General features: G+C 46.3%; 10 protein-coding genes. 7 read left to right on the top strand and 3 right to left on the bottom strand.

The features are described from left to right. The first annotated feature begins 5 nt into the window (after positions 1 to 5). Genes rng through tldD form a run of 4 tightly spaced genes read left to right on the top strand, consistent with a single transcriptional unit; the run spans position 6 to position 7,681 of the window. Positions 6 to 1,475, top strand: a complete 1,470-nt coding sequence (gene rng / locus R7Q48_RS20020; RefSeq protein WP_005381138.1) for a ribonuclease G — start codon at positions 6 to 8, stop codon at positions 1,473 to 1,475. A 12-nt stretch (positions 1,476 to 1,487) separates the two neighbouring features. Further along, positions 1,488 to 5,369, top strand: a complete 3,882-nt coding sequence (locus R7Q48_RS20025; protein WP_256903342.1) for a YhdP family protein — start codon at positions 1,488 to 1,490, stop codon at positions 5,367 to 5,369. A gap of 33 nt (positions 5,370 to 5,402) precedes the next feature. Further along, positions 5,403 to 6,224: a carbon-nitrogen hydrolase family protein gene (locus R7Q48_RS20030; protein ID WP_005381136.1), complete on the top strand. Its 822-nt coding sequence runs from the start codon at positions 5,403 to 5,405 to the stop codon at positions 6,222 to 6,224. Between the two features lie 11 nt (positions 6,225 to 6,235). Beyond that, positions 6,236 to 7,681 carry a metalloprotease TldD gene (gene tldD, locus R7Q48_RS20035; RefSeq protein WP_206954742.1) on the top strand — a complete coding sequence of 482 codons (1,446 nt, stop codon included), beginning with the start codon at positions 6,236 to 6,238 and terminating at the stop codon, positions 7,679 to 7,681. A 66-nt stretch (positions 7,682 to 7,747) separates the two neighbouring features. On the opposite strand, the gene R7Q48_RS20040 is transcribed toward tldD, so the two are convergent. Further along, complete coding sequence (locus R7Q48_RS20040) at positions 7,748 to 9,124, bottom strand: PhoH family protein (protein WP_005381133.1); 1,377 nt, start codon at positions 9,122 to 9,124, stop codon at positions 7,748 to 7,750. 561 nt (positions 9,125 to 9,685) lie between these two features. Here R7Q48_RS20040 and rapA point away from each other — a divergent pair. Further along, a complete protein-coding gene (gene rapA, locus R7Q48_RS20045; protein ID WP_005388434.1) occupies positions 9,686 to 12,595 on the top strand; it encodes an RNA polymerase-associated protein RapA in 2,910 nt (969 codons plus the stop codon). Positions 12,596 to 12,703: 108 nt separating this feature from the next. On the opposite strand, the gene R7Q48_RS20050 is transcribed toward rapA, so the two are convergent. Next, complete coding sequence (locus R7Q48_RS20050; protein ID WP_005381130.1) at positions 12,704 to 13,969, bottom strand: NRAMP family divalent metal transporter; 1,266 nt, start codon at positions 13,967 to 13,969, stop codon at positions 12,704 to 12,706. Positions 13,970 to 14,311: 342 nt separating this feature from the next. On the opposite strand from R7Q48_RS20050, the gene rluA reads away from it, so the two are divergent. After that, the gene (gene rluA, locus R7Q48_RS20055) at positions 14,312 to 15,064 is read left to right on the top strand and encodes a bifunctional tRNA pseudouridine(32) synthase/23S rRNA pseudouridine(746) synthase RluA (protein WP_042523486.1); all 753 of its coding nucleotides are present in this window, start codon (positions 14,312 to 14,314) and stop codon (positions 15,062 to 15,064) included. A gap of 103 nt (positions 15,065 to 15,167) precedes the next feature. Further along, entirely contained in the window at positions 15,168 to 16,130 is a 963-nt protein-coding gene (locus R7Q48_RS20060; protein ID WP_151514342.1) for a D-2-hydroxyacid dehydrogenase, read from the top strand. Positions 16,131 to 16,219: 89 nt separating this feature from the next. Here R7Q48_RS20060 and yjgA read toward each other — a convergent pair whose 3' ends face one another. Further along, positions 16,220 to 16,747: a ribosome biogenesis factor YjgA gene (gene yjgA / locus R7Q48_RS20065; RefSeq protein WP_005381124.1), complete on the bottom strand. Its 528-nt coding sequence runs from the start codon at positions 16,745 to 16,747 to the stop codon at positions 16,220 to 16,222. Positions 16,748 to 16,849 lie beyond the last annotated feature (102 nt).

Consider the following 16,849-nt stretch of genomic DNA (forward strand, 5'->3'; position numbering starts at 1 on the left):
TGCACATGAGTGCAGAATTGCTGCTTAACGTGACCCCGAGTGAAACTCGTGTGGCCATGATTGAAGGTGGAGTACTACAAGAAATACATATCGAGCGCGAATCGCGTCGCGGTATTGTAGGCAATATATACAAAGGCAAAGTAAGCCGAGTGTTACCAGGTATGCAGGCGGCTTTCGTCGACATTGGTTTAGATAAAGCGGCGTTTTTACATGCGTCAGATATTGTTCCTCATACCGAATGTGTGGCAGAAAACGAAAAACAGCAGTTTCAAGTCCGTGATATCTCTGAACTGGTACGCCAGGGACAAGACATTGTTGTGCAAGTGGTCAAAGATCCGCTCGGCACGAAAGGTGCGCGTTTAACGACGGATATCACCTTACCTTCGCGTTATCTTGTTTTTATGCCGGGGGCCAGCCATGTCGGTGTTTCGCAGCGTATTGAAAGTGAAAAAGAGCGCGAGCGTTTGAAAAAGGTGGTGAACCATTACTGCGATGAGCACGGTGGTTTTATCATTCGTACCGCGGCAGAAGGCGCTGATGAAAAAGAGCTATCTCAAGATGCGGCATTTCTAAAGCGTTTGTGGCTAAAAGTCATGGAGCGTCGCTCAAAATACAAAACGCGTTCAACACTTTACGGTGAACTCGGCTTAGCTCAACGCATTCTGCGTGACTTTGTTGGCACAGAGCTCGATAAGATCATGGTCGACTCCCGCCTTGAATACGAGAACCTGAAAGAATTCACTTCTGAGTATGTACCGGAGTTAACAGATAAGCTTGAGCTTTACGAAGGTGACAAGCCAATCTTTGACATGTACGACACCGAAAACGAAATTCAGCGTTCTTTAGAGCGCAAGGTCGAGCTAAAATCGGGCGGCTATTTGATCATCGATCAAACCGAAGCCATGACCACCATCGACATCAACACGGGTGCATTTGTTGGTCGTCGTAATCTCGAAGAGACTATCTTCAATACCAATATAGAGGCAACGCAAGCTATTGCGCGTCAGCTACGTTTACGTAACCTCGGCGGTATCATCATTATTGATTTTATCGATATGGCATCCGAAGAGCATCGTCAGCGAGTACTTACCTCACTGGAAACGGCGCTGGCGAAAGACCGAGTAAAAACCAACATCAACGGCTTTACCCAGCTTGGCTTAGTTGAAATGACGCGCAAGCGCACACGAGAAAGTATTGAACATATCTTGTGTTCTGGCTGTCCTACTTGTGAAGGCCGTGGCAGCGTGAAAACGGTCGAAACCGTATGCTTTGAGATATTACGCGAGATTACTCGTGTGAACCGTGCTTACGACGCCGATAATTTTGTCGTGTACGCATCGCCGTTTGTTGCTGAAGCGCTATTGGGCGATGAGTCTCATGCGTTGGCAGAGCTCGAAGTATTTATTGGCAAGCAAGTGCGAGTTCAGGCTGAACCCCTGTACATTCAGGAACAGTTTGACGTCGTAATGATGTAATTTGGAACATTTGTGAATTCTGGTGTTAACCGTTTTGGGCGTTTTTGTGCGTGGAGTTTAGTTACTGTATTGGTGTTATTAGCCATATTAGTAACCACGCTTCGCGTCACACTGCCGCAACTTAACCATTTCCAAGATGAGATCAAAACCTGGGTCAAACAAGGCACAGGTTTTGACGTTTCTATTGCTAATGTCGCAGGGACGTGGCGCAATAATCATCCCTCAATTGCGTTACTGGGTTTAGAGGCAAATCTACCAAACGTGCAAGATGCACGCTTCGCTGTTGAAGAAGTCCAAATTGAGTTCGACCTTATTCAATCTCTTTTTCAACTTAAACCTGTAGTTGCAGACCTTACCATTCATAACCTCGCTTTAGACATTCACACGGTAGACATTCTGCCGACTTCTCATCGTCAAGATCCGAAGCCTGAAGTGGATAAGAGCGAAGTGAAACTCATTGACCAACTCGACTCACTTCTTTTACGTCAGTTCGAAGACTTCACTATTAGCGATTCACGGATTTGGTATAAGTCGGTGTCTGGTGAAACTCGCCGTTTAGATATTGAGCAGCTTCGTTGGAGCAATCAAGGGAAACGTCACGTAGCCGAAGGCACGGTTAGCATTGCCGATGTTCGCCTGAACTCATTGTTAGTAAGCGCTAACTTTAAAGATCATGGCTCGTTGCGCGATGTATCTGGTGAGTTTTACGTGAGTGCTCAAGATGTCTCGGTCACACCTTGGCTGACCACTTACATGCAAGAAGAGTCAGGAGCAGAGTCGGGTAAAGTCAGCTTAAATACTTGGCTAACGCTCAAACATAGCCAACCGCATGATGCTTATGTTGAATTGCTGCCTTCCGAGTTGGTGTGGAATGAAGATGGACATCATGAGCTGTTTATTGAGTCTGGAATTTTCAATCTTCGACCAGATAAACAAGGCTGGAAAGTAAATGGCCACTCACTTCAGATCAGAACCGATAATACCCCTTGGCCAGAGCTAGACGTCGCGTTTGATTGGCAACCAAACGGCTGGATGCTTAATCTCTCTCAACTCGACATTGAAGCACTCATTCCGCTCATTAAGCTGGCTCCAGAGTCAGAGTCGACCAGTGACCTTATTAACAAACTAGCACCGAAAGGTCGGGTCGAAGATGTCCGATTGTCAATGAACGGTGGTTTAGACACCTTACGCTACTCGGCTGAACTGGATGAACTCGCGATGACACAATGGGAGCTCCTACCCGGGTTTCATCACGTACAGGGCAGCGTATCGGGGGATGTGAATCAAGCTAAAGCAAAAGTCACCGTCATTGATGATGTCTTTCCGTACGGCGATGTATTCCAAGCTCCGCTGAATATCAAACAAGGTGAAGTCGATATTATCTGGCAGCAAGATGATGCGGGTTGGCGTTTGTGGGCGGATAAAGTGACGGCAGCAACGCCTGATCTTCAAGTCTTGGGGGCATTCCGTCTTGATTTTCCAAAAGAACAAAGCCCATTTTTATCGTTCTATGCCGAAGCGGATCTCTACAACGCGGGTGAAACATGGCGCTATCTACCGACTCTGGCACTTGGACAAGACTTGACCGACTATCTTTCGACCGCGATTCAGGGCGGAAAAGTGAATACAGCGAAATTGTTGTGGTATGGCGAGTTAGGTGATTTTCCTTACAAAGAACATAATGGCATGTTCCAAGCTTGGGTTGGATTAAAAGACGCGAAATTTAGCTTTGATACGGCATGGCCAACCATCACGGATTTGCAGCTAGACTTGCTGTTTGAAAATGATGCCATGTATTTGGATTCAAAATCAGCCACACTAAATGGCGTTCATGCTAAGCGTATCACTGGGCGAATCCCTGAGTTGGCAGAAGGTGGACACATCGAAATTGAAGCGAAAGCAAGCGCGCCGGGTAATGAAGTCCGTGACTACATGATGGCGACGCCATTAGTGGATTCAGTCGGTGCCGCATTGACAGCGCTGCAAGTGAGTGGTCCCGTTTACTCTGAGTTTCAACTCAATATACCGTTTGATTTTGAGAAAGAGTCTCGCGCTTGGGGTTATGCAGATTTAACAGAAAATCGTGTTGATATTGAAGCGCCGCCAATGACGCTTGAAAACGCCACAGGGCGTATCACCTTCGACAATGATGTGGTTACCACATCGGGTTTGTCGGCCGAATTATTACAACAGCCTATCTCTCTTGATTTCCATGGAGAGAGTGCGGAGCAAGGCTACAACGTGACAATTAATACATTAGGAGATTGGGATGTCGAGCCTCTCAAACCCTATGTCGGTGAGCGTTGGTTAAACCTTGTTTCTGGCCATGCGCCGTGGCAAATGGACATTGACTTGCAACTCAATGATGTTGGTTTCACTTATCAGCTTGAAGTGCTGGCGCAGCTAAATCGTCTGGCTAGTCAATATCCTTATCCTTTAGCGAAACAAATTGGCGAGTCTGGACAAGCGAAACTGCAAGCATCCGGCAACCAAGAGAGTATTTCAGCAAGACTACAGATCCCAAATGTGAAGTATCAAACTGAGATAGATATCGCTGGCGATGTCCCGGTTCTGACTGCGACTCATTTAATGGTTGGCAAAGGTGGCTTCCGGATTAGTCCTATTGTCGGGCACGATGCTTCGGTGCGTGTCGAAGAACTGAATTTAGACCAATGGGCGGAGCTTGCGCAGGTCTCTGAGAGCAAGCCTTCATCGTCTGTTTTGGCAAGCATGAAAACGCCGACCATTCCATTGCCGACACGCATTGAAGTTGAAACGCCAAACTTACGGCTCGGTGGGATTGAGTTTCATGATGTGGATTTTTCAGCAAGCAAGAAAAATTTGAGTTGGCAACTCGATGTGGACAGTCAAGAGGTTAAAGGGAAAGCTAACTATCTGAAACCCTATGATCTATCGGTCTCTTTAGAGCACTTGCATCTGTACATCCCAGGGTTTGAAGAGATGACCAAAGAGCGCAGTTCAATCTTTGCGAGTGAAGATCAAAACGCACCTTTGATTACCAATTTTGACCGCAAGTTTCACGCAGAGATGCCAAACTTAACTTTGAACATTGATGATTTTTGGCTGCAAGGCTACAAAGTGGGCAAAGTGAATGTTGATTTGCAGCGTCGCGAGAACCGCTTGGAGTGGAAAAATATCACCTTTAGTAGCGGCAAAAACCGCATTGATATGAGTGGTTGGTGGGACCTGACGAAAGAGAGTAGTCATTCCAAATTAACCATGAAAATGAAAGGTGATAACAACACCGATCTTATGGAGCGCTTTGGTATTACATCAGGCATTCAACAAGCACCATTTGAGATCAATGCCAATATGGAATGGGACGGCGCACCTTGGTCAATGAAGACACAAACCTTGCAAGGAAACGTCTCAACGGAATTTGGTAAAGGCGTGATCAGTGAAGTTAGTGGTGCGGCACGCTTGTTAGGCTTGTTCAGCTTGGATTCTATCATCCGTAAGATGCAGCTCGACTTTACCGACGTATTCGATAAAGGCATGGCATTCAACTCTATCACGGGAACGGGCAAAATCCAAGACGGTGTGTTTATCACCAATGATATCGTAATGGATGCGTTAGCAGGGGAAATGCAAATCCGCGGCATCGCTAATATGAACAGCAGAATGGTTGATGCGGAAGTGAAATTCACACCAGACATCACATCAGGCCTACCAATGCTGACCGCGTTTGCCGTTGCGCCTCAAACTGCTTTGTATGTCTTGGCCATCTCTACGGTGATATCTCCGGTGGTTGAGGTCTTCACTCAAGTCAATTATGAAGTGAAAGGCCCACTAGATTCACCAACGGTGAAAGAAATTTCGCGAAGTAAAGGTGAATATAAGCTGCCAGAAAAACTGCGTGAACAGGCCAAATAACTCACCGAATATAATGGAATAGGGAGGAAACACATGGAGCGTGTTGGCATTATTCAAATGACTTCGGGTCCGGATATTAACGCGAATTTGGACTTCATTGAAAAACAGTGTGCTTTAGCGAGCAAGCAAGGTGCCAAACTTGTTCTTACTCCTGAAAATACAGTGCTATTTTCCAGTCGCGAAGCTTATCATCAACATGCAGAGCCACTTGGCAGTGGCATGATTCAACAGCGGCTCTGTGAAATCGCTAGAAAGAACCAGTTAACGCTAATTGTCGGAAGCATGCCCATTCAAACCGCAAAAGGTGTCACCACCACAACACTTGTATTTCCGCCGCACGGTAAATGCATTGCTCACTATGACAAACTGCATATGTTTGATGTCGACGTAGCCGATGGTTATGGTAGTTATCGTGAGTCGGATACGTTTATGGCGGGTAATCAAATAGTCGTTGCGGAAACTGATATCGGCAGTGTTGGATTGAGTATTTGTTATGATTTACGTTTCCCAGAACTTTATAAAGTATTGCGTCAAGAAGGGGCGGATATCATTGTGGTGCCCGCTGCGTTTACCGCTGTGACGGGGCAAGCTCACTGGGAAGTATTATTGCGAGCTAGAGCGATTGAGACACAATGTTGGATTTTGGCAAGCGGACAAACTGGAACGCATCCATGTGGACGAAAAACATGGGGACACTCAATGGTCGTTGACCCTTGGGGACGTATCCATAAACAGCTTCAGGATGAAGTAGGTTTATTGGTGACTGAGATAGATTTGTCACAAAGCCAACAAGTAAGGCAGAATATGCCGCTGACTCAACACAGTCGCTTTCAAAATGAATTGAGACGGAAATAAAAGAGCTAACTATGAGCACAAACCAAATAGAACAGGCACTCCTTGCCCCAAATGGTCTGACAGAACAAGATATTGCTGACACGCTTGCCAGCATTGCGACGCGCCAGATCGATTATGCGGACATTTACTTTCAGTCCAGCTGGCATGAGTCTCTGGTTCTAGAAGACAGCATCATCAAAGATGGCTCTTTTAACATTGATTGTGGTGTTGGTGTCCGTGCAGTAACTGGCGAGAAAACAGGCTTTGCCTACTCTGATCAAATCCAGCCTGAAGGCCTGAAGCAGAGTGCAATGGCGGCGCGCGGTATTGCTCAGCAAGGGCAAAATGGCAAAGTCCAAGCGTTTAAACGCACCGAAAACCAAGCGTACTACGCGGCTGTGAATCCACTAGCTGAATGGGAAAAGCAGCAAAAAACAGAATTACTCAAATCTCTAGATGCTTACATCCGCACTAAAGAACCATTGATTAAAGAAGTTTCGATCAGCATCAGCGGTGTGCATGAGCAGATGCTTGTTGCGGCAACAGACGGTACTTATGCAGGCGATATTCGTCCTTTGGTGCGTTTGTCTATTAGCGTGCTCGCACAAAAAGGTGAACGACGTGAACGCGGTAGTGCTGGTGGCGGCGGCCGTTTCGGTTACGATTTCTTTTTAACGGAAAGCAATGGTGTGAAACAAGCTTTTCATTACGCAGACGAAGCGATTCGCATGGCGTTAATCAACCTTGAAGCAGAAGCAGCACCAGCTGGCATGATGCCAGTGGTATTGGGTTCTGGCTGGCCTGGCGTGTTGCTACACGAAGCGGTAGGTCATGGCCTAGAAGGTGATTTTAACCGGAAGGAATCTTCGGTTTTCTCTGGCAAAATGGGTCAACAAGTGACGTCTCCGCTGTGTACCATCGTCGATGATGGCACGTTAAAAGACCTTCGTGGTTCACTGAATGTGGATGATGAAGGGGTAAACGGTCAGTACAACACGCTTATCGAGAATGGTGTGCTGAAAGGCTATATGCAAGACAAGCTAAACGCGCGGCTAATGGGTGTAAATCCAACGGGTAACGGTCGTCGTGAATCGTATGCACACTTGCCAATGCCTCGTATGACCAACACCTACATGCTTCCAGGTGAACATACGCCAGAAGAAATTATCTCGACGGTCGAGAAAGGGTTGTATGCGCCAAACTTTGGTGGCGGCCAGGTGGACATTACTTCGGGTAAGTTTGTGTTCTCTGCATCGGAAGCGTACTTGATTGAAAACGGTAAAATTACGCGCCCTGTTAAAGGTGCGACGTTGATTGGCTCAGGTATCGAAGCAATGCAGCAAGTGTCTATGGTCGGTAACGACCTAAGTATCGACAAGGGCGTTGGCGTATGTGGTAAAGCAGGTCAAAGTGTGCCAGTTGGTGTTGGTCAGCCGACCTTGAAGCTGGACTCACTGACAGTGGGTGGCACTGAGTAACTCAGTCGAATCGTTATAAAAAGAGCGCTCATTAGAGCGCTCTTTTGCTTTGTGAGTCGGTGTCAATTACAGGTTTTCTTCAGCAAATTCCGCCAAGCGGCTACGAACCACGCCGTTGAGGTGAATATTTGCGCTGCCTTCAAAGTTCTTGAAGCGCTCAACCATGTACGTCAATCCTGATGTCACTGGGGTGAGGTAATGAGAGTCAATCTGCGCCAAGTTACCGGAGCAGACGATTTTGGTTCCTTCACCACAGCGGGTAATGATGGTTTTGATTTGTGATGCAGTGAGGTTTTGACACTCATCAAGCAGTACAAACGCATTTTGAATCGAACGGCCACGCATAAAGTTGATCGATTTAAATTGAATGTTGGCTTTATCGCAGATGTACTTCAATGAGCCTTCAGTGCAGTGATCGTGTTTATGTAGTGCTTCCAAGGTATCGGTCACCGCCGCTAACCACGGCATCATTTTCTCCTCTTCGGAGCCGGGTAAGAAGCCGATGGATTCACCGATATCTGGCGTGTTACGTGTTACGATAATTTTATCGAACATGCTTTTTTCAATGGTTTGCTCCAATGCTGCTGCCATTGCCAGTAATGTCTTACCACTACCCGCCGCACCCGTTAGAATCACCAAGTCAATTTCTGGATCGAGTAAGGCATCTAACGCCATTCCCTGGTAGATATTTTTAGGTGTGATGTCCCAAGCCTTGCGATGCATTAGGCGTTCGCGGCTCAGGTCGAGAAGCGTTAGCTTGTCTTCATTGATGGTTTCTACGCGACCAGCAAAGTCACTGTCTTCATCAATAACGTATTGGTTGATAAAGGTTGGGTCGAAGGGTTCGCGACTGAGTTTGTGGTAAGTTTTTCCGCCCAGTGCATAGCTTTCTACTTCCTCAATACCGCTCCAGAAATCCCCTTCACGCAATTGAAAGCCTTTGGTTAGGTATTGAATGTCGTCAATCAGTTGGTCGGTTCTATAGTCCTCAACAAAGCGTACACCAGCCCCTTTGGCTCGCAGACGCATGTTGATGTCTTTCGTGATCAGTACCACTTCACGTGGTGCACGTTTATTTTGCAGATAAAGCACCGCGTTGAGAATACGGTTGTCACCGGCTTTGTCGGCGAAGGCTTTGACGGTTTCCTGCAGTTCAAAATCCGCCAAAATGGAAATAGTACCCTGGTCGGGGTTGTCTTTAGAAACAGGAATGCCTTCAGAGATTTCATCTGGCGTTGCTTCTTTAAACAAATCTTCCAAGGTGCGAATAGCCACGCGCGCATCTCTTGCAACGTCGCGCTTACTGTCTTTGATTCGGTCGAGTTCTTCCAACACGGTCATGGGGATAACGACATCGTGTTCTTGGAAAGAGAAGATGGCAAAGGGTTCATGAAGAAGAATGTTGGTATCGAGTACAAACAGTTTCCGATCGGTATCGCCCATAGCGTCTCCTTGCCGTAGTACGGCTCTGCATGCGAGTTGTTAGGTCGTTTCCAAATAGGTGTGAAGTGACCTAACTCTGATTGCTTGCAATAGAGGTTGTCGGGCTGATGTCGGCTAGTGTGCAACCGAGTAGCAAGACAACTTACTGCAAACCCGTGTTGATCCTAATCGTGTACTAACGCGCTTAAATCATATGCAATGGTTTTAAACGCCCCTCATTAGAAGTATACGTAATATTTACGTTCTACAACTTAATAATTGGCATGAGTATTTTACAATTTGATTGCATTTAGAGTTTGGGAAAAAAAGTTTCTGCTTGGTGCGGTTTCGGCGTGACCTAAATCACAGCTTCAAGTAAGATTAGCGACCTTTTTCTGCGTATAGGCTACGTCCGATTTATCATGTTGAGCTGGCTTAAAAAATACTCAGCTCATACTGGAATGACGAATGCTACCGGCATAGCAGAAGCCAGAATCAGATCTAAACTATTATCCATGCCTACGGGCATGAGTAGACCAACAAGAAATACGAATCAAGAACTAATAACGAGGTAGTCAATTCATGACATTTGCTTTGGGGCAGCGCTGGATTAGCGATACGGAAAGCGATTTAGGTTTAGGTACCGTTGTAGCAATGGATGCTCGTACTGTGACATTGATGTTTGCAGCGTCAGAGGAAAACCGAGTTTACGCACGTAACGATGCACCTGTTACCCGAGTCACCTTTAATGTTGGGGATGTCATCGATTGCCAAGAAGGTTGGTCTCTAAAAGTAGAAGAAGTACTGGAAGATGAAGGTCTTTACACCTATTTCGGTACTCGTGAAGACACGCAAGAAACCGCTGTTGTTCTGCGTGAGATTTTCCTTAGCAACCAAATTCGTTTTAACAAACCTCAAGATAAGTTGTACGCCGGTCAAATCGACCGTATGGACAACTTTGTTCTGCGTTACCGTGCGCTAACCAACCAGTTTGAGCAGCATAAGAGCCCAATGCGTGGCCTATGTGGTATGCGTGCAGGTTTGATCCCTCATCAGCTTTACATCGCGCACGAAGTTGGCCGTCGTCACGCGCCACGCGTCTTGTTGGCGGATGAGGTAGGTTTGGGTAAAACCATCGAAGCGGGCATGATCATCCACCAACAAGTTCTGTCTGGTCGTGCCGAACGCATTTTGATTGTGGTGCCTGAAACACTGCAGCATCAATGGCTGGTTGAGATGATGCGTCGTTTCAATCTGCATTTCTCTATCTTTGACGAAGAGCGCTGTATCGAAGCGTTTGCGGATGCAGAAAACCCATTTGATACTCAGCAATATGTGCTGTGTTCTTTGGATTTCCTACGCAAGAGCCGCAAGCGTTTTGAACAAGCACTGGAAGGTGAATGGGACCTACTGGTTGTCGATGAAGCGCACCACCTAGAGTGGAGTCAAGACAAACCAAGTCGCGAATACCAAGTGGTAGAAGGCTTGGCTGAACGTACTCCTGGTGTGTTGCTACTGACTGCAACGCCAGAGCAGCTTGGTCGTGAGAGTCACTTTGCTCGTCTGCGTTTGTTGGATCCAGACCGCTTCTATGATTACGAAGCATTCGTTGAGGAAGAAGAGCAATACGCGCCCGTAGCAGATGCGATTACTTCACTCTTTTCCGGTGAAAAGCTACCTAATGAAGCAAAAAACCAGATCACTGAGTTGTTGTCTGAACAAGACGTAGAACCACTTTTCCGTATTATTGAAAGTGAAGCGGACGAAGAAGCTAAAGCGTCGGCACGCCAAGAGCTGATCGATAACTTGATGGATCGTCATGGTACTGGGCGTGTTTTGTTCCGTAACACGCGCGCGGCCATCAAAGGCTTCCCTACGCGTAACGTGCATCTGATGCCAATGGATATTCCACCGCAATACACTACATCAATGCGTGTTGCTGGAATGATTGGCGGTAAGATGAGTTCTGAAGCACGTGCGATGAAGAACCTTTACCCGGAAGAAATTTTCCAAGAATTTGAAGGCGATGACGCGAGCTGGTGGCAGTTTGACTCGCGTGTGAATTGGTTGCTTGAAAAAGTAAAAGAGAAGCGCAGCGAGAAAATCCTCGTGATTGCTTCTCGTGCGAGTACCGCACTGCAATTGGAGCAAGCACTGCGTGAGCGTGAAGGTATCCGCGCCACCGTTTTCCACGAAGGTATGTCGATTCTTGAACGTGACAAAGCGGCGGCTTACTTTGCGCAAGAAGAAGGTGGAGCACAAGTTCTTATCTGTAGCGAAATCGGCTCTGAAGGTCGTAACTTCCAGTTTGCCAACCAACTTGTCATGTTCGACTTGCCATTTAACCCAGACTTGCTTGAGCAACGTATTGGTCGTTTGGACCGTATCGGTCAAAATCGCGATATCGACATTCATGTTCCTTACCTGAAAGGCACATCGCAAGCGATCCTAGCACGTTGGTTCGATGAAGGCCTGAACGCTTTTGCGGAAACCTGCCCAACAGGCCGTGCTGTTTACGATAAGTACTCCGATGATCTGATTGAAATTCTTGCCTCTGGTGATACCAGCACGCTAGATGAGATCATTGAAGCGTCAGCAAAAATGAATAAAGAGCTGAAATCCCAATTGGAGCAAGGCCGTGATCGCCTATTAGAAATGCATTCAAATGGCGGGGAAAAAGCACAACAAATCGTTGAGAAAATTGAATCAACTGACGGCGATACCAATCTGGTCACCTTCGCACTTTCTCTTTTTGACACGATTGGCTTGAATCAAGACGATAAAGGTGAAAACGCCCTGATTGTGACCCCATCTGAGCACATGATGGTGCCAAGCTACCCAGGTCTGCCATACGAAGGAGCGACGATCACGTTTGATCGTGATACAGCGTTATCTCGTGAAGATATGCACTTTATCAGTTGGGAACACCCAATGATCCAGGGTGGTATCGATCTTCTTATGAGTGAAGGGGTGGGGACGTCTGCGGTATCTCTATTGAAAAACAAAGCGTTACCAGTCGGGACTATTCTTCTTGAGTTGATTTACGCGGTAGATGCGCAAGCGCCAAAACGCAGTGGTATCGCGCGCTTCTTACCGAAAACGCCAATCCGTTTAATGATGGACTCGCGTGGTAATGATTTGTCTGCTCAAGTGGAGTTTGAAAGCTTTAACCGCCAGCTCAGCCCTGTAAACCGTCACTTAGGTAGCAAGTTGGTTACGTCGGTACAGAAAGATGTACACCGCTTAATTGAAGCCGGTGATGTTCTTATTGAAGAGAAGGTTGAAGAAGTACGCAAACAAGCTCATCAAGATATGCAGCACAGTTTGAATGCAGAACTTGAGCGTTTGCAAGCACTGAAAGCGGTGAACCCAAATATTCGTGACGAAGAAATTGAAGCTATCGACGCACAAATTAAAGAGCTCACTGGTTACATCAACCAAGCTCAGGTTCAGCTCGACTCGCTGCGTTTGATTGTGGTGAGCCACAACTAAGTAAGTATTTATTGCTCATTAAAAAAGGTCTTCAGTTGAAGACCTTTTTCTTTATTTACGGTTTAGTTTCTTTATGCGGAATGCATTAATCACTGATAGCTACCTCATTTACATCAACCACTTCCACCAGATAAATACAGCCAAGAAGCCAAACAAGTAAATCAGGCCTGCAATCGACAACCACTTTAGTTTAGGTCCAACAGCCAAAGGCTCAGGTAACTCAGTTTTGCTCACTAAGGTGTAATTTAGCAGAGCAAAGAATGGCGTGGTCATAAAGGCGAGGATCATCGCAAAGTTCAGCATAGGCAATAACGCAGAAGCCCAGAAAACCACAATACCCAATGCAAGTAAGGAGACTACCAGCATGATCGCTGAAGTGGTTTTAGGGTTAGTGTCTGGTTGCGAGCGCAGTAAGCGTTGAGAATCCGAAATAACGCGCGAATAGCCATCAATAACGGTAATCGTGCTGCCAAAGATACAGAAAAACGCAATTACCGCGATCAAGTAACGAGACCATTCGCCAATCGTTGCCGCATATAAGCCAACCAATTGGTGGGAGAAGCCAACGCCAGAGCTTTCAAGCGCAACGCCAGAACCATAAAGCATCAAAGAGCCTAGCGATACAAAGATAATGGCAAGAAACGCCGTGCCAATATAACCGACATTAAAGTCAAATAGAGCAGAGCGGTATGTTACTTCTTGCTGGCTTGATTGGCGTTTTAGCCACGCTGAGGTTAAACAGGAGATCTCTATCGGTGCAGGCATCCACCCCATTGTCACGACGATAAAACCAATAGCCGCAATAGACCAAGGTGACGGCGGCTCGAAGTTGGCTACTTGCTCAACAGGGTTACCAAAGGCGATAGAAACAGCGAGTAAAGTCGCGATGGTTAACACCGACATGATCACCTTAGATAGCGTATCGAGCGCTTTGTAATGGCCAGCAAATAATATGATCAGGCAGGTGACAATCACAATGATGCTGAGTGATGCCATTGATAGTGAAAACGGAATGAAGTAGCCCAGCAAGCTAGCGCTAAACATCAACAAAGCGGCGGTATTGATGACGGCCGATACCACGCTCAGAAATAGAAATAGCCATAGATAAGGCCGACCTAATTTCGCGTAGCCCTCAACCAAGGTCAGCCCTGTCCCCATGGTGTACTGTACGCCCGCTCGGAAAAAAGGGTATTTAAACAGGTTTACGAGCAGAATCAGTGCAGCCAATTGCCAACCATAAATCGCACCAGCCTTGGTTGATGCCACGAGGTGAGAGCCACCGACCGCAGCAGATGCCATTAATATGCCGGGGCCTAGCGAACGAAAAAATAAGGAAAGTTTGGATTGGGGTTTATCTATAACGGCGGAGTCCATTGCTTATTGTCCTTTTTATCTTATGTATCTTTCTAAAGAGATACATACCGCAGTACATGACAAGCTGAGCGAACGCCCTATACTGCGCAACGGTAATGTCTTTTAAATGCTGTGTTTTGGTGTATTTATTTTAAGTATTCTTTGCGAATATCATGCTGTGTGCATCTAGCACTCTATTCAGTTATGCGTCTTGTTGTCAAACTAAATTTACAACGTGCTATTTTTAGTTTTTATGCTAAAGGATTGACTTTGTTTTATTGGGTTGAACTTTTCTTCAGAATCCTGCATCTGGGTGCTATTTGGGTATATAATCGTGGCGTTTTTATTTTGTAGAGATCTCCCATGGCAATGCTTGAATATACCCCTCCCACCGACCCTTGGGTTGATATCGTTTTTGAGGATGACGACATTCTGGCAGTGAATAAGCCATCAGGGCTGCTGTCTGTCCCTGGTCGCCTTGCAGAGCATTACGACAGCATGTGGAGCCGCCTCAAAGAGTTGCATCCAGAAATTCAAGTTGTGCATCGCTTGGATATGTCGACATCAGGGTTGATGTTGCTGGCGAAAAACAAACCCGCGGAGCGAGCATTAAAAAAGCAGTTCCAATATCGCCTCACTCACAAGGTGTATTACGCACGTGTTTGGGGGCATGTTGAGCCGCAAGAAGGGAATATTGATCTTCCATTAATTTGTGATTGGCCAAATCGTCCACGACAAAAAGTATGTTTTGACGACGGCAAACCATCTCAAACTTTATTCCAAGTAGTGAAGCGTGAAGTGCACCCTGATGGCACCCATACAACCGTTGTGCGGTTACTCCCCATTACTGGTCGATCGCATCAGTTACGCGTGCATTTGATGGCGATTGGTCATGCGATTGTGGGTGATGAGTTTTATGCAAGCGAAGAGGCGTATCAGTTTTCAGAACGTTTAGAGTTGCACGCTGCGGAGCTAAGTTTTTATCATCCAGCTACGGATCAGCTGAGCAGTATTTTTGTACCCTGTGACTTTTATTCTGAAGCCGAGGCGATGATCTTTAACTATTTTTCGCCAGAGCGTACATTGCCTGATTATAAAACGTTGCCACACCCTTAATGCCAATTGCACTCAACAGCGGTTCTTTCTAGTTCGCTATTTTTGGCTATTTCGTTACTGTGGTTGATGTATCCTGTCTTTCAGCCGTGAACAAGGAGTTGTTATGTCTTTGCCAAGCATCGTATTTTTAGACCGAGCGACCATCCCAGAACATATTGAGGTCCCACGACCTGGCTTTCCGCACCACTGGCGTGAGTACGACCTAACTGCGCCTGAGCAGGTAATAGAAAGGTTAGCAGATGCCGATATCGTGATTAGCAATAAAGTCCTGCTTGACCAACATGTATTAGAGCAACTACCAAAATTACGGATGATCGCGGTTGCCGCAACTGGTTTTAACAACGTCGATGTGAACTACTGTGCTAATCATGATATTGCGGTTGCTAATGTACGTGGTTACGCGACGCGTTCGGTGCCCGAGCACGTGATGGCAATGTTATTCGCTTTAAGACGGAATTTATTTGGGTACCACCAAGATATTGCCGCAGGTGAGTGGCAGCGTAACCAGCAGTTTTGTTTTTTTACTCACCCAATCGGGGATATTGGTGGTAGCACGTTAGGTGTTGTTGGTAGTGGGGCACTAGGGCAAGCGACGGCGAATCTGGCTCAAGCGTTAGGAATGACCGTGTTGTTTTCTGAGCGTAAAGGGGCGGCAGAATGTAGACCAGGTTATGTGCCGTTTGAGGAAGTATTAAAACGCTCCGATGCGCTGACTTTGCATTGCCCGCTCAACGATCGTACTCAGAATTTAATTGGTCAAGCTGAGTTGCAACAAATGAAGTCCAACGCCATTTTGATTAATACAGGGCGTGGAGGTTTGGTGGATGAGAGCGCGCTGGTGGATGCCTTAAAACAGCAAGAAATTGCAGCGGCTGGTTTTGATGTTTTTACACAAGAACCGGCTGATGAGAGCAATCCGCTGATTGCCAATATGAGTTTACCTAATTTGTTACTTACACCGCATGTTGCATGGGGCAGCGACTCATCTATCCAACGTTTAGCGGAAATCTTGATTGAGAACATTAACGCTTTCGAGCGCGGAGACCGCGTGAATCGCTTAGTGTAACGCTGACAGTAAAACCAAAGATAAAAAAAGCAGACATTGACGTCTGCTTTTTGCGTTTAAATCGAATGCTCATTGCTTGAGCCGTCGAATTAAAACTCTTCTTCGTTTAGACCTTTAAGGATCTGAAAGATTTCGCGGTACGCTTTTGCTGGTTTCCCAGCTTTTTTCTCTTTCGCTGCTTGGCGAGCAAGTTGGCGTAGACGCTGACGATCCGCTTCTGGGTACATTTCCATTACGTCATCAATGGCTTTGTCACCTTCTTCCACTACGCGATCACGCAACGCTTCAAGTTTGTGGAATACCGCCGTTAATTGAGAGTGCTTATTACGAATTTTATCCAGTGCGGCTTGGATTGGCTCTGGATCTTCGTAACGCATCAATTTACCGATACGTTGTAATTGGCGACGACGCGCTTCATTTTTAAAGCGTTGCGCGTCAGCAATTGCTTCTCGCAAATCTTCACTCAATGGAAACTTTTCTAGAACTGAAGGTTTGAGGCCGACAAGCTCCTCACCTAGCTTTTGCAGTTCTTCCATGTCTCGCTTCATCTCGGATTTACTTACCCAGATGATCTCTTCTTCTGGTTCCCATGGCGCTTTTTGATTCTTACGTGCCATTTCAGTTGCCTGTGTTTTGATTAATATTATGACTATTTTAACAAGAATCATGGGGAGAAAGCGAAATTCTTGTTATCCTATTGTTCATCAAAGACAAGATGT

This window comes from Vibrio sp. 378 (genome assembly GCF_033339435.1).

What these genes read in the sequence shown, in the direction of transcription:
- rng (WP_005381138.1), top strand. Translation starts at nt 6, where the DNA reads ATGAGTGCAGAATTGCTGCTTAACGTGACCCCGAGTGAAACTCGTGTG.
- R7Q48_RS20030 (WP_005381136.1), top strand. Translation starts at nt 5,403, where the DNA reads ATGGAGCGTGTTGGCATTATTCAAATGACTTCGGGTCCGGATATTAAC.
- tldD (WP_206954742.1), top strand. Translation starts at nt 6,236, where the DNA reads ATGAGCACAAACCAAATAGAACAGGCACTCCTTGCCCCAAATGGTCTG.
- R7Q48_RS20040 (WP_005381133.1), bottom strand. Translation starts at nt 9,124, where the DNA reads ATGGGCGATACCGATCGGAAACTGTTTGTACTCGATACCAACATTCTT.
- rapA (WP_005388434.1), top strand. Translation starts at nt 9,686, where the DNA reads ATGACATTTGCTTTGGGGCAGCGCTGGATTAGCGATACGGAAAGCGAT.
- R7Q48_RS20050 (WP_005381130.1), bottom strand. Translation starts at nt 13,969, where the DNA reads ATGGACTCCGCCGTTATAGATAAACCCCAATCCAAACTTTCCTTATTT.
- rluA (WP_042523486.1), top strand. Translation starts at nt 14,312, where the DNA reads ATGGCAATGCTTGAATATACCCCTCCCACCGACCCTTGGGTTGATATC.
- R7Q48_RS20060 (WP_151514342.1), top strand. Translation starts at nt 15,168, where the DNA reads ATGTCTTTGCCAAGCATCGTATTTTTAGACCGAGCGACCATCCCAGAA.
- yjgA (WP_005381124.1), bottom strand. Translation starts at nt 16,747, where the DNA reads ATGGCACGTAAGAATCAAAAAGCGCCATGGGAACCAGAAGAAGAGATC.